We start from the raw sequence: 13,203 nt of genomic DNA on the forward strand, positions 1-13,203 counted from the left end.
CGCCGGGAATCATCCCGATGGTCACGATATGTCCGAGACGCCACGTTCGGGGGCAGGTCCGCCAGAACCCGAGACGGGAACGGCCGTCGCAGGAGCCACGGGAAGTGTCACGGTGAACGTCGATCCGGCGTCGGGGGCGGACTCGACCGCCACCGACCCGCCGTGCCCCTCGGCGATGGCACGCACGATCGACAGGCCGAGGCCCGACCCCTGGATGGCCCGCTCGTTGGCGGCGCTCGACCGGAAGAAGCGCGCGAAGACCCGCTCGTGGTCGGCCGGCGGGATGCCCATGCCCGAGTCGGAGACGACGAGCCGGACCGTCCCGGGATCCCTGTCGTCGGGGTGGGCCGCCAGCGAGACCCGGCCTCCGTCGGGCGTGAACTTCACGGCATTCGAGAGCAGGTTGGTGACCATCCGCTCGAGCGCGGCCGGGTCGCCCTCGACCCACAGCGGTCGCGGCGACACGTCGATGTCGCGCGCGAGCTCGCGCTGGCTCGTCACCGTGGCAACCGACGTCCAGGCGCTCGCGACGACGTCGGACAGGTCGCACCGGCGCGGCTCGAGCCGGAGGCGGCCCGCCTCGATGCGTGAGTTGAGGAGCAGGTCCTCGATGAGCGACAGCAGGCGTCTGCCGTTGCGGTCCACGCGTCCCACGAGCTCGAGCTGGCGCTCGGTGAGGTCGCCGGCGGCACCGTCCTCGAGCATCTCGGCGTAGCCGAGGACGCTCGCGAGCGGGGTGCGCAGCTCGTGGCTCACGGACGAGACGAAGTCCGACTTGGTGCGGTCGAGCGCGGTCAGCTCCTCGACCGCCTGCCGCTCGCGGTCGAGTGCGACCTGGAGGGCCACCTCCGCCTGACGGCGCCGGGTCACGTCCTCGGCGACGCCCAGATAGCCCGTCAGCCGGCCGCTCTCGTCCCGGATGCCGCTCATCGTCAGTGACACGGTGCGGCGCGTGCCGTCCTTGCGCACGTAGGTCCAGTCACGCGTCTCCGTCGCCGCGCCTCCCCGAAGGCGGTGCACGAGGACGCCGAAGCCGGGATCGAGCCCGAGCTCGGCCGCGCGCCGCTCGACGTCGGCCGGGTCGTGCAGGAGTGACCAGTCGCGGATGCCGACGACCTCGGCCGCGCGCCACCCGAGGACGGTCTCCGCCCCCCGGTTGAAGAGCGTGATGACGCCGTCGAGGTCGGTGCCGATGATGGCTGTCGCCGTGGCCGCCTCGAGGACGGCCTCGACGAAGGTTCGTGCGGCGCGCTCGTCGGTGACGTCGACGCCGGTCTTGACGAGGTGGGTGCGGCGCCCGTCGTCGTCGGTGAGGTAGGCGTTGGTCCACACCATGTGCCGCACGCCCAGACCCTCGACGCGCCAGTCCTGCTCGTTGCGCAGGGGGACCGTGCCGTCGGCGATCTCGGCCATCCGGGTGCGCACCTCCTGCGGGTCGTCGACCGGGAAGACCTCGGCGGCAGGTCGCCCGACGAGCGCGTCCTCCGGCGCGTCCTCCGGCGCGTCCTCCGGCGCGCCGAGCAGGCGCGCCGCCGTCGCGTTGAGGCGCGCGATGGTGCCCGACGCGTCGACGACGATGATCGCGCTGGCCGCCGTGTCGAGCACGACGCCGGAGAGCTCGACCTCGCTGCGCAGCTCGGCGAGGGCAGCCCGACGTTGGGTGGTGGCGACGGCGAGCGAGAGGGTCGTGACGGCCGCCGTTGCGAGGAACGCCTGGGTCAGGGCCCCGACCGTCTCGGGAGGTATGCCGCCCACCTGCGCCGCAGTCGCGAACGGGCCGCCACCCACACTGGTCATCGTCACCGCCACGACGCCGACGACGAGCAGCTGCGCGGCCACGGTGCGCAGGCCGAGGCGCAGGGCACCCCAGACGAGCCCCGGGATCGGCAGGAAGGCGAGCGGCAGCGACTGGTCCAGGTGGAACACCCACGCCGTCACCCCGACGACCACGACCCACTGGACGAGGTCCTCGACCTCCGGGCGCCGGGTGCGGCGGATGCCGGCCGCGATCCCGAGCGGAGCCATGACCAGCACGGCGGCCCCGTGCGAGAACGCCGCCGCCGACGCCGAGTCGAGGAAGTCCCCGCCCAGGACGTAGTGCGCGGTCAGGCCGGCCAGCACGCCGATGACGGCCGCGCCGGTGACGGTCGCGGCGATGAGGCGCCACAGGTCGTCCATCGAGGCGAGCCGTGGGCGGCGCCCGCGAGCCGTCAGCAGCCCGTGCACCAGGGCGACCTCGGCCGCGTTGGCGACGCCGTAGAGGATGCTGACCCACGCCGGGCGTCCGCCGACGAGGTTGGCGGCGGCGCTCGAGACGAGCACGCCGAGCACGAAGACGGCGGAGCGACGCGGTCCCGGGTTGGTCGCGAGCAGGAACGACACGGCCAGCCCTGCCGCCGGCCACCAGAGCGCGACCGTCGAGCCGGGCAGCGCGAAGTGCACCGAGGTCACGCCGAGCACGAAGACACCCGCCAGGGCGACGGCTGCCGCCACCGACCAGCGCAGGCGGGGGGCCGTCACGCGGCTCACGCGGCCCTGTCGGAGGTCGCGGGCCGACGTGTGGCAGCTGCTGCCGTCTGCGCGGACCTCATGTCCTCATGATGGCCCAGCGTCGGGGTCAACCGGGCAAATGGGACGTTTCGTGCGCCGTGTCGTCGCGACCGGCCGGTGACCCGGATCCCGCCGTCACCAGCCGGACTGCATGGCCGAGTGCTCGGGGGCCGCGGTCCGGGTCAGCTGGATGAACCCTCCGGGCATGTCCGTCCTCTCGACCATCCGCCGGACCAGACCTCGGGACGCCGCCAGGGCCACACTCTTGTCGACGAACGTCGGCGCCGTGCAGCTGAACTCCCGACCCCGCCACCGGACCGTGCAGCCGCCGGCCGCGCGGACGTTGCGGACCCAGTCGGTCCGCCGCCCCCACGGCAGCCCGATGAGAAAGGTCGTGGGTGTCGAGATGACGGCTACGGGTGTCGCGTAGTCCCTGCCGCTCTTCCGGCCCTGATGTCGCAGCACCGCCCAGATCGGGATGAGTCGGTGTCCGGCCAGATGGACGGCCACCTTGTTGAACTGCTTCGCGGCTGCGGGTGGACCTGCCATTCCTCCACTATCCTCGCCGTCGCCCTGTTCAGGGCCCCGACGCGGATGCGGACCGAGGACGTATGCCGTGTGGCCGGCTGCGCCCGTCGCTACCCGAGGTGGCCGCGCACCGACACGTGCCCCTTGAGCAGGTTGCGGGCGATGGTCCGACGCTGGATCTCGTCGGTGCCCTCGTAGATGCGCAGCAGTCGCAGCTCGCGGTACCACCGCTCGACGGGCAGCTCTCTGGTGTAACCCATCCCGCCGTGCATCTGCAGCACCCGGTCGACGATCTCGTTGGCCTTGACACCGCCGTAGAGCTTGGCCATCGACTGCGACTGGCGCGAGTCGAGCCCTCGGTCGACCTGCCACGCCGCGGTGAGCACGAGCCAGCGCAGCGCCTCGATCTCGACGGCGGAGTCGGCGACCATCCACTGGATGGCCTGGCGCTCGGCGATGGGCTGGCCGAAGGTGACGCGGTTGCGCGCCCATTCCATGCCCATCTCGACGAGGCGCTCGCACGAGCCGAGGGCGCGAGCGGGCAGCATGTAGCGGCCCTTGCCGATCCATCGCATGGCCAGGTCGAAGCCCTTCCCCTCCTCGCCGAGGATGGCCGAGTGCGGCACGCGGACGTCCTCGAAGACGAGCGCGGCCGGTCCCCACTCGCCCATGGTGTCGATGGGCGTGCTCGTCCACCCGCGGTCGCGGTCGACGAGGAAGCACGTCACGCCTCCGTCGGCGCCCTTCTCCTTGTCCGTCACGGCGAAGACCATGACGAAGTCGGCCTCGTGCCCGCCGGTGATGAACGTCTTCTCGCCGTTGATGACCCACTCGTCGCCCTCGCGCCGCGCGCTGGTCCGGATGGCGCGGGCGTCGGAGCCGGCCCCGGGCTCGGTGATCGCGAAGCACGACTTCCGGGTGCCCTCGATCGTCGGCCGGAGGTAGGCCTCCTGCTGCTCCTCGGTGGCGCTGAAGAGGATGTTGTCGGCCTCCCCGGCGAAGCGGAACGGCACGAACGACCGGCCCAGCTCGATCTCGATGAGGGCGGCCACGACCGCGCCCTGCCCCATGCCGCCGTGGCTCTCCGGCGTCTGGATACCGAAGAAACCCGACGAGCGCGCCTTGTCCTGAAGGGTTTTCAGCTCCTCAGCGGTCAGGCCGCGCTCGCCCCGCCTCTCGCGCTCGAGCACCTGCGGCTCGAGCGGCACGATCTCCTTGCGCACGAACGTCCGCACCCAGTCGCGGATCTCGCGCTCCTCGGCGCTGAGGTCGAAGTCCATCGTCGGTCCCTTCGTCGTGCGGTCGGGTGTGGTCGGGCGGTCGTGGATGGTCGACAGACGGGCGTATGCCGTCCGGCGGCGGTCAGCGGGCGGCATACCTCCGCAGCTCGGCCTTGGCGAGAGCGTTCTTGTGCACCTCGTCGGGACCGTCGGCGAAGCGCAGCGTGCGGATGCCGGCGAAGGCGGCGGCGAGCTCGGTGTCCTGGCTGAGCCCGGCGGCGCCGTGGGTCTGGATCGCCTTGTCGAGGATCCACTCCACGGTCTTGGGCGTCGCGATCTTGATCGCCTGGATCTCGGTGTGCGCGCCCTTGTTGCCGACGGTGTCCATGAGCCAGGCGGTCTTGAGCACGAGCAGGCGCAGCTGCTCGATGCGCACGCGCGACTCCGCGATCCAGTCGCGCACGACGCCCTGCTCGGCGATGGGCCGGCCGAACGCGACGCGCTCCGACGCGCGACGGCACATCGCCTCGATGGCGACCTCGGCGAGGCCGATGGAGCGCATGCAGTGGTGGATGCGTCCGGGGCCGAGGCGTGCCTGGGCGATGGCGAATCCTGTGCCCTCCTCGCCGATGAGGTTGCTCACCGGCACCCGGACGTCGGTGAAGCGCAGCTCGGCGTGCCCGCCGTGGTCGTGGTCGTCGTAGCCGAAGACCTCCATGCCGCGGACGACCTCGACTCCGGGCGCATCGCGCGGGACGAGGACCATCGACTGCTGCCGGTGCCGGTCCGCGTCGGGGTCGGTCTTGCCCATGACGATGAGGACCTCGCACTCCGGGTTCATCGCGCCGGTGATCCACCACTTGCGGCCGTTGATGACGTAGACGTCGCCGTCGCGACGGATGCTCGTGCCGATGTTGGTGGCGTCGCTGCTGGCGACGTCGGGCTCGGTCATCGCGAAGGCCGAGCGGATCTCGCCGCGCAGCAACGGTTTCAGCCAGCGCTCCTGCTGCTCGGTGTCGCCGAACTGGGCGAGCACCTCCATGTTGCCGGTGTCGGGTGCCGCGCAGTTGAGCACCGCCGGGGCGAGGCGGATGCAGCGTCCCGTGATCTCGGCCAGCGGGGCGTACTGGAGGTTGGTCAGGCCGGCCCCGTGCTCGCCGGGGAGGAAGACGTTCCAGAGGCCGAGGTCACGTGCCTCGCGGCGCAGGTCCTGCAGCACGGGCGCAGTGCTCCACGCCCACGGGTCGGGCAGCCCCGAGACCTGCTCGTCGAAGACGGGGAGCGAGGGCGCGATGCGCTCGTCCATGAAGCCGAGTAGCTCCTGGCGCAGCTCCTCGGTGCGGGCGTCGAATCCGAAGTCCATGTCAGCTCTCCTTGACGGCTGCGAGGCCGGCCGTGACGAGGGGGACGGTGGCCTCACCGATGCCGGCGAAGCCGGTCCCGACCGTCTGGCCCTGGGTGTGGCGGTAGTGGATCCCCTCGAGGATCACCGCGAGCTTGAAGTAGGCGAGCCCGAGGTGGAAGGAGAGGTGCCCCAGGTCGCGGCCGCTCGCCGCGGCATACCGCTGCCGCAGCTCGGGTCCGCTGATGAAGCCGGGCGCCCGGGAGACGTCGGAGACGGCGACGGTGTCCATGAGCAGCGGGAGCCGCTGGTAGGCCTCGAGGAGCGCCACGTCGGTGAGCGGGTCACCGATCGTGGCCATCTCCCAGTCGAGCACCGCCGACACCTCGTCATCGGTCGTGACGAGGAGGTTGTCGAGGCGGAAGTCCCCGTGCACGATCGTCGGATCCCCTTGCGCGGGAACGGACGCGGCGAGTCGCTCGTGCAGCTCGTCGATGCCGGGCAGGTCGCGGCTGCGGGACGCGTCGAGCTGCTGCTTCCAGCGCCGGACCTGCCGCTCCAGGAAGCCCTCGGGGCGGCCGAAGTCAGCGAGACCCACGGACGCGGGGTCGACGGCGTGCAGCGCGACGAGGGTGTCGACCATCCGCTCACTGATGGCACGCACCCGCCTCGCCCCGAGCGGCTGGAGCTGCGCCTCGAAGCGGAAGGGCGTGCCCGCGACGCGTTCCATGACGTAGAACGGCGCCCCGATGACGTCGGGGTCCTCGCACACGGCATACGTCGTCGGGACGGGGACCGCGGTGTCGCGCAGGGCGGTGATGACGCGGTGCTCACGCACCATGTCGTGTGCGGTGGCGAGCACGTGGCCGAGCGGGGGGCGTCGCACGATGACCGTCCTCGTGCCGTCGCCGACCTCGTAGGTGAGGTTGGACTTCCCGCCGGCGACGACCCTGCCCGCGAGCGGTCCGTCGAGCAGGCCCGGGGCCGCGTCGTCGAGGAAGCCCCGGAGGCGGTCGAGGGGCAGACCCGGCGGGTCGCCGTCCGGGGCAGGGGCGTCGCGGGCGTCGGTCACGTCAGTCCTTCGGTCCGCCGGCGACGTAGATGACCTGGCCGGAGACGAAGCCGGCCTCGTCACGGACGAGGAAGGACGCCGTGGCGGCGATGTCCTCGGGCTGGCCGACTCGGGCGACCGGGATCTCCTTGGCCGCACCCTCGAGGAACTGCTCGAAGGTGATGCCCATGCGCTCGGCGGTCTGGCGCGTCATGTCGGTGGCGATGAAACCCGGGGCGATGGCGTTGGCCGTGACCCCGAACTTGCCGAGCTCGATGGCGAGCGTCTTGGTGAAGCCCTGCAGGCCCGCCTTGGCGGCGGAGTAGTTGGCCTGACCGCGGTTGCCGAGAGCGGAGGTCGAGCTGAGGTTGACGATGCGCCCGAACTTCGCGTCGATCATGTACTTCTGCGTCGCCCGCGTCATGAGGAACGAGCCGCGGAGGTGGACGTTCATGACGGCGTCCCAGTCGTCGGTGCTCATCTTGAAGAGCATGTTGTCGCGGATGATGCCGGCGTTGTTGACGAGCACGGTCGGGGCGCCCAGCTCGGACGCCACGCGCTCGACGGCCGCCGAGACGGCGGCCTCGTCGGACACGTCGACGCCCACGGCCAGGCCCTTGCCTCCCCCGGCCTCGATCTCGGACACCACTGCGGCGCAAGCCGACTCGTCGAGGTCGAGGACGGCGACGGCGTAGCCGTCGGAGGCGAGGCGCTTGGCGACGGCGGCGCCGATGCCACGCGCGGCACCCGTGACGATGGCGGTGCGCGAGGTGGTCGTGTCGGCCGTGGTCGGCTGGTCGGTCATGCGGGCTCCTGGGTCGAGGTGGTGGTCGAGGTGGTGGAGGTCTGGATCTGGTGGTCGAGCTTCTGCTGGAGCCGGTTCATGCCGGCCAGCCAGGCGTCGGGGTGGGCGGCGCGCTGCGCGTAGTAGTCGCGCACCTCCGGGTGCGGCAGGACGTAGAAGTCGTCGGTCGCGAGCGCGCGCCACGCGGCGTCGGCGACCTCGTCGGCGGTGAGCGTCGCGTCGAGGGTGAGGAGGTCCTTGAGCGGCCCGGAACCGTCGAGCATCCGGGTCTGGACGCCCTGCGGGCAGATCGCCTGCACGACGACGCCTCGATGGCGGTACGTCGCGCTCAGCCACTCGGCGAAGGAGACGGCGGCGTGCTTGCTGACGGAGTATGGCGCGTCGCCCAGCATCGTGAGCAGCCCTGCGGCAGAGGCGGTCACGACGAGTCGGCCGCCGCCGGCGTCGAGCCAGCGCGGGACGAGCTGGCGGGCCGCGCGCACGTGGGCGAGGACGTTGGTCTCGAGGGTGCGAGTCCACTCGGCGTCCGAGGCGTCGAGTCCCTTGAGCGTGCCGATCCCCGCGTTGGCGAAGAAGACGTCGACGTGGCCGAGGTGGGCGTATGCCGTGTCGACGAGGTGGCGCACGCCGGCGTCGGTCGACGTGTCGCCCGGGACGGCGAGGGCGCCGGTCGCGTCGGCCACGGCCGCGAGCTCGGCGGCGTCGAGGTCCGCGACGACGAGCTGCCAGCCCTCTCGGGCCAGGCGGGACGCGAGGGCGCGGCCGATCCCTCGGGCGGCCCCGGTGACGACGGCGGTGTCGGGCATGCTGCTCCTCGCGAGTGGACTAAGCGCTTGCTTACCTTGACGACAAGAGCCCCCTCCCGTCAAGTGACCACCCCACCCCCTCAACCGTCGAGAGGCCACGAATGGCCCCACCCCCACCGTCGAGAGGCCACGAATGGCCCCTCCCCCACCGTCGAGAGGCCACGAATGGCCCCTCCCCGACCGTCGAGAGGCCGCACATGGCCCAGACGTCAGTCGACGACGCGCTCGATGAACGCGACCGCCCGGTCGAGCGCCTCACGCCCGTCCGCGGTGTCGAGGTCGAACTGGTACTCGTGCCCGAGTCGCGGCTCGTGGTCGTCGTCGAAGAGCAGGACTTCGTGGTCGACGCCGTTCCGGTCGAGCGCCTCGACGAGCGCGACCGTGTGCGGAAGGAGAGGGTCGCCATTGCCGGCCGAGACGAAGCTCGGCGGGAACGCCGACGTGACGTGCACCGGGACCGAACCCTGACGCGTGGTGCGCTCGTCGTGGCGCCGGCTCGAGCCGAGGTACGACCAGATGGCCGTGTCGATGAGCCAGCTGCCCAGCCGGGTCGACCCCTGCGCGAGCGTGAAGTCGTAGGCGCCGCAGAAGAGCACGAGACCCTTGAGCGCCCCCGCTGGCACGTCGACGTCGATGCCGACGTCCTTTGCGTATGCCGTGTCGCTCACGAGCAGCGCAACCTGCGCGGCGATCTGGGCTCCAGCCGAGTCGCCTGCGAGGACGATGCGGGCAGGGTCGAGGCCGAGCCGGTCGGCGTGGTCGACGAGGTGGGCGAGCGCGGCCGCAACCTGCTTGACCGGCACGGGGTAGCGCGAGCCGGGAGCGATCGAGTAGTCCACCCCGACCGTCGTGAATCCGCGGCCGGCGAGCACGCGGAGGTAGTTGGCGACGTCACCCTTCGACCCGGACACGAAGGCGCCGCCGTGCACCCACACGACCGTGGGCAACGGCTCGTCCCGCACCGGCCGGAAGACGTCGAGCCTGCCGTCAGGCGATGCGATGTCGTACGCCTCGTCGACCACCTCGACGAGGTCGCCCGGGACGTGCTTCTCCAGGGCGGCGCTCGCCCGCGCAGCCCCGCGGTCGAAGACGGCCCGGATGAGCAGCGCCGACGGCCAAGGGGTCGTCCGGGCGGTGACGACCAGTGCGCCGGCAGCGGTCGCCGTGCCCAGCGCGACCCTGCGCGCGAGACCGCGAGTCCGGTCGACGATGCCACCCATGCGGCGAATCTAGTCCGGACGACCGGCCCAACGTGACCACTCGACTCCCGATGGGGCCAGACGTGGCCTCTCGACGGTTGGCGGAGGGCCAGACGTGGCCTCTCGACGGTTGGCGGAGGGCCAGACGTGGCCTCTCGACGGTGCTGGTTGGGTGTCGGTGTGGCGGGGCAAGATCACGTCATGGAGCTCTCCGACGTCGTCGCCACCTCGCACACCGTCGCCGCCACGTCCTCGCGCACCGCCAAGGTCGAGGCGCTGGCTGCCTGCCTGCGACGCGCCTCCGAGGACGGGCCCGACGTCGTCGAGGTGGTCACCGCTCACCTGTCGGGCGTACTGCCGCAGCGGCGCATCGGCGTCAGCTGGCGCGGCCTCCAGGGCCTGCCCGACCCGGCGGAGACCTCCAGCCTCACGGTCGAGGACGTGGACGCCGCCGCGACGGCGATCGCGGCCATCGGCGGTTCGGGCTCCGGCGCGACCCGTTCGGCCGCGGTCCGGGGGCTCTTCGGTCGCGCGACCGCCGACGAGCAGGCGTGGCTGCGCGGCCTCATCACGGGTGAGACGCGACAGGGAGCCGGCGACGGGGTCATGCTCCAGGCGATCGCCAAGGCGGCTGCCGTGCCAGACGCCGCCGTCCGCCGGGCGGTCATGCTCGCAGGTTTCGCCGGTCCGGTCGCCCGCGCCGCCCTGGCCGGCGGCGTCGAGGCCCTCGAGGCCCTGACGCTCGAGGTGGGACGGCCCCTGCGGCCGATGCTCGCCGGCTCGGCCCCCGACGTCGCGGCCGCCCTCGCCACGCTGGGAGGGGAGGTCGTCGTCGAGACCAAGCTGGACGGCATACGCCTGCAGGCGCACGTCGACAACCGCACGAGCCCGGGGAGCGTGCGCCTCTTCACCCGCACGCTCGACGAGGTGACCGACCGGATGCCCGAGATCACCGAGGCGCTCGCGACCCTGGAGGTCGAGACCCTCGTCCTCGACGGCGAGGTCATCGCGCTCGGCGAGGGCGGACGGCCGCAGCCCTTCCAGGTCACCGGCGCCCGCACGGCGAGCAGCGCCGACGTCGATCGGCTGCGCGCCGAGGTCCCGCTGACGCCGTTCTTCTTCGACGTGCTGCACCTCGACGGCGCCGACCTGCTCGACGAGCCAGCCCACGTGCGCTGGGAACACCTCGCCCGCACGGTGCCGCCCGCGTGGCTGGTGCCACGCCAGAGCACCGACGACCCTGCGCGGGCCCAGCAGTTCTTCACCGACCTCGTCGCAGCAGGTCACGAGGGTGTCGTCGTCAAGGACCCCGACCTGCCGTATGCCGCCGGACGACGGGGTCCGGGGTGGGTCAAGGTCAAGCCGCGCCACACCCTCGACCTCGTCGTGCTCGCCGTCGAGTGGGGCAGCGGCCGCCGCAAGGGGTGGCTGTCCAACATCCACCTCGGCGCCCGTGACGCCGAGACCGGGGACCTCGTCATGCTCGGCAAGACGTTCAAGGGGATGACCGACGAGATGCTCGCCTGGCAGACCGAGCGATTCCGCGAGCTCGCCGTCGGAGACAGCGACCAGAGTGACTGGGTCGTCAGGGTGCGGCCGGAGCAGGTCGTCGAGATCGCCTTCGACGGAGTGCAGAAGTCCACGCGGTACCCCGGCGGCATGGCGCTGCGGTTCGCGCGCGTGCTGCGTTACCGCGACGACAAGCCGGTCTCGGAGATCGACACCGTGCAGACCGTGAGGTCCCTGTCCGGCTGGTGACCGTCGGACCGACGGGCGATGTCCACCGGACCGGGCGTCACTATCTGTTGCCTACGCCACAGTACGTAGGTAAGTTCCGGCCAAGAGTCAGTACGCGTCATTTCTTCACATCTCTTGGAGGCACCATGACCATGTCCGATCTCTCACGCCGATCCGTGATCGCCGGCGGCATCGCCGCGGCGGCCGCCGGAGCCGCGGCCGGCAGTGCCCGCGCCGCGTCGAGCTCCTCTCCCGCCGTCCTCGCCGGCGAGAACGGCTGGGTCACCTCGACGATGGCCCGGATGACCTTGGAGGAGAAAGTCGGCCAGCTCTTCATCCAGAACGTCTACGGCAAGGACGCCACGACGCCCGACAGCCGGAACCTGCCGCTCTACGGCGTCGCGAGCCCGGCCGAGGTCGTGCAGAAGTACCACCTCGGCGGCATCATCTACTTCGCGTGGACCGACAGCGTCCAGAACCCCGACCAGATCGTCGGCCTCTCCAACGGTCTGCAGAAGGCGGCGCTGACGCAGCAGAGCAAGGTCCGCATCCCGCTCCAGGTCGCCACCGACCAGGAGCAGGGCGTCGTGACCCGCATCGGCCCCCCGGCCACGCAGTTCCCCGGGTCGATGGCCCTCGGGGCGGGGCGCAGCGCCCCGGACGCCCGCACCGCCGCCGCCATCACGGGCCGCGAGCTGCTCGCGATGGGGGTCAACACGAACTTCGCGCCCGACTGCGACGTCAACGTCAACCCCCTCAACCCCGTCATCGGCACACGGTCCTTCTCGTCCCGGCCCGAGCTCGCGGCGCAGCTGGCCGCAGCCCAGGTCGCCGGCTACCAGCGCGACGGTGGGGTCGCGTCGTCGGCCAAGCACTTCCCGGGCCACGGTGACACCGCGACCGACAGCCATGTCGCCTTCCCGGTCATCACCCACACGCGCGAGCAGTGGGAGGCGATCGACGCTCCGCCCTTCAGGGCCGCGATCAAGGAGCAGATCGACATGATCATGACGGCGCACCTGTCGTTCCCGGCCCTCGACGACTCGGGCAACCCGGCCACGCTGAGCAAGCCGATCCTGACCGGCGTCCTGCGCGGCGAGCTCGGCTACGAGGGCGTCATCGTCACCGACTCCCTCGCGATGCAGGGTGTCCGCGACCTCTACGGCGACGCCGAGGTCGCGGTCCGCGCCCTGATGGCCGGTGTGGACCAGCTGCTCATGACACCCGCCATGGACGAGGCGTATGCCGCCGTCATCGAGGCCGCCCGCAGCGGCCGCATCGCCCCCGACGAGCTCGACGCGAAGGTCCGCCGGGTGCTGGGCCTGAAGTACCGCCGCGGCATCGTGGCCCGGCCGTACGCCGACCCGGCCGCTGTCGCTTCGGTCGTCGGCACGCCCGCCCACCTCGCGTCGGCCACCGCGGTCACCGACCGCACGACGACACTCGTCAAGAACGACGCGAAGGCGCTGCCCATCGCCCCGAACGGCAAGAAGGTCCTCGTCACGGGCTACGGCGTCTCGACGACCGCCACCCTCGCGGCAGGCCTGACGTCCAAGGGCGCCACCGTGCAGACGATGCAGACCGGCACGTCCCCGACCGATGCCCAGGTCGCGGCCGCTGTCGCTGCCGCCGCCGACAAGGATGTCGTCGTCGTCACGACGATGAAGGCGTGGGACACGAGTGTCACCGACAAGCGCGGTGGACAGCAGAAGCTCGTCAAGCAGCTGCTCTCCACCGGCAGGACGGTCGTCGTGGTGGCCGTGCGCGATCCCTACGACATCGCCTACTTCACCGACGCACCGACGTACGTCGCGACCTACTCCTACAGCCCCGTGGCGATCGAGGCGGCCGCCCGGGTGATCGTCGGCGACGTCGCCCCGACCGCGTCACTGCCGGTCGACATCCCGGTCGCCGGAGCCCCGGAGACCGTCCTCTACCCCTTCGGTCACGGGCTGACCTACTGAC

The 13,203-nt window shown here is 71.7% G+C and carries 10 protein-coding genes; 2 read left to right on the forward strand and 8 right to left on the reverse strand.

What is annotated here, in order from left to right:
* Positions 1-21: 21 nt before the first annotated feature.
* From ABD831_RS01980 to ABD831_RS02015, 8 genes are all read right to left on the reverse strand, one after another.
* On the reverse strand, positions 22-2,520 hold the full coding sequence (locus ABD831_RS01980; protein ID WP_344940748.1) for a sensor histidine kinase: 2,499 nt from the start codon (positions 2,518-2,520) through the stop codon (positions 22-24).
* Between the two features lie 165 nt (positions 2,521-2,685).
* Positions 2,686-3,099 (reverse strand): nitroreductase family deazaflavin-dependent oxidoreductase, encoded by a 414-nt coding sequence (locus ABD831_RS01985; RefSeq protein WP_344940751.1) that lies wholly within the window; start codon positions 3,097-3,099, stop codon positions 2,686-2,688.
* An 89-nt stretch (positions 3,100-3,188) separates the two neighbouring features.
* Positions 3,189-4,454 (reverse strand): acyl-CoA dehydrogenase family protein, encoded by a 1,266-nt coding sequence (locus tag ABD831_RS01990; protein ID WP_344940754.1) that lies wholly within the window; start codon positions 4,452-4,454, stop codon positions 3,189-3,191.
* Complete coding sequence (locus ABD831_RS01995) at positions 4,441-5,661, reverse strand: acyl-CoA dehydrogenase family protein (protein ID WP_344940758.1); 1,221 nt, start codon at positions 5,659-5,661, stop codon at positions 4,441-4,443. The genes ABD831_RS01990 and ABD831_RS01995 overlap by 14 nt, the downstream gene beginning before the upstream one ends.
* Before the next feature lies 1 nt (position 5,662).
* Complete coding sequence (locus ABD831_RS02000; protein ID WP_344940760.1) at positions 5,663-6,712, reverse strand: phosphotransferase family protein; 1,050 nt, start codon at positions 6,710-6,712, stop codon at positions 5,663-5,665.
* 1 nt (position 6,713) lies between these two features.
* Positions 6,714-7,496: a 3-oxoacyl-ACP reductase FabG gene (gene fabG / locus ABD831_RS02005; protein WP_344940763.1), complete on the reverse strand. Its 783-nt coding sequence runs from the start codon at positions 7,494-7,496 to the stop codon at positions 6,714-6,716.
* Positions 7,493-8,302: an SDR family NAD(P)-dependent oxidoreductase gene (locus tag ABD831_RS02010; RefSeq protein ID WP_344940766.1), complete on the reverse strand. Its 810-nt coding sequence runs from the start codon at positions 8,300-8,302 to the stop codon at positions 7,493-7,495. The genes fabG and ABD831_RS02010 overlap by 4 nt, the downstream gene beginning before the upstream one ends.
* Before the next feature lie 209 nt (positions 8,303-8,511).
* Complete coding sequence (locus tag ABD831_RS02015) at positions 8,512-9,522, reverse strand: alpha/beta hydrolase (RefSeq protein ID WP_344940769.1); 1,011 nt, start codon at positions 9,520-9,522, stop codon at positions 8,512-8,514.
* Positions 9,523-9,702: 180 nt separating this feature from the next.
* On the opposite strand from ABD831_RS02015, the gene ABD831_RS02020 reads away from it, so the two are divergent.
* Positions 9,703-11,259 carry an ATP-dependent DNA ligase gene (locus ABD831_RS02020; RefSeq protein ID WP_344940772.1) on the forward strand — a complete coding sequence of 519 codons (1,557 nt, stop codon included), beginning with the start codon at positions 9,703-9,705 and terminating at the stop codon, positions 11,257-11,259.
* A gap of 125 nt (positions 11,260-11,384) precedes the next feature.
* Complete coding sequence (locus tag ABD831_RS02025) at positions 11,385-13,202, forward strand: glycoside hydrolase family 3 protein (protein ID WP_344940775.1); 1,818 nt, start codon at positions 11,385-11,387, stop codon at positions 13,200-13,202.
* The last annotated feature ends 1 nt before the right edge of the window (position 13,203 follow it).

It is taken from the genome of Terrabacter ginsenosidimutans (assembly GCF_039539425.1).
GTDB classification, from domain to species: domain Bacteria; phylum Actinomycetota; class Actinomycetes; order Actinomycetales; family Dermatophilaceae; genus Terrabacter; species Terrabacter ginsenosidimutans.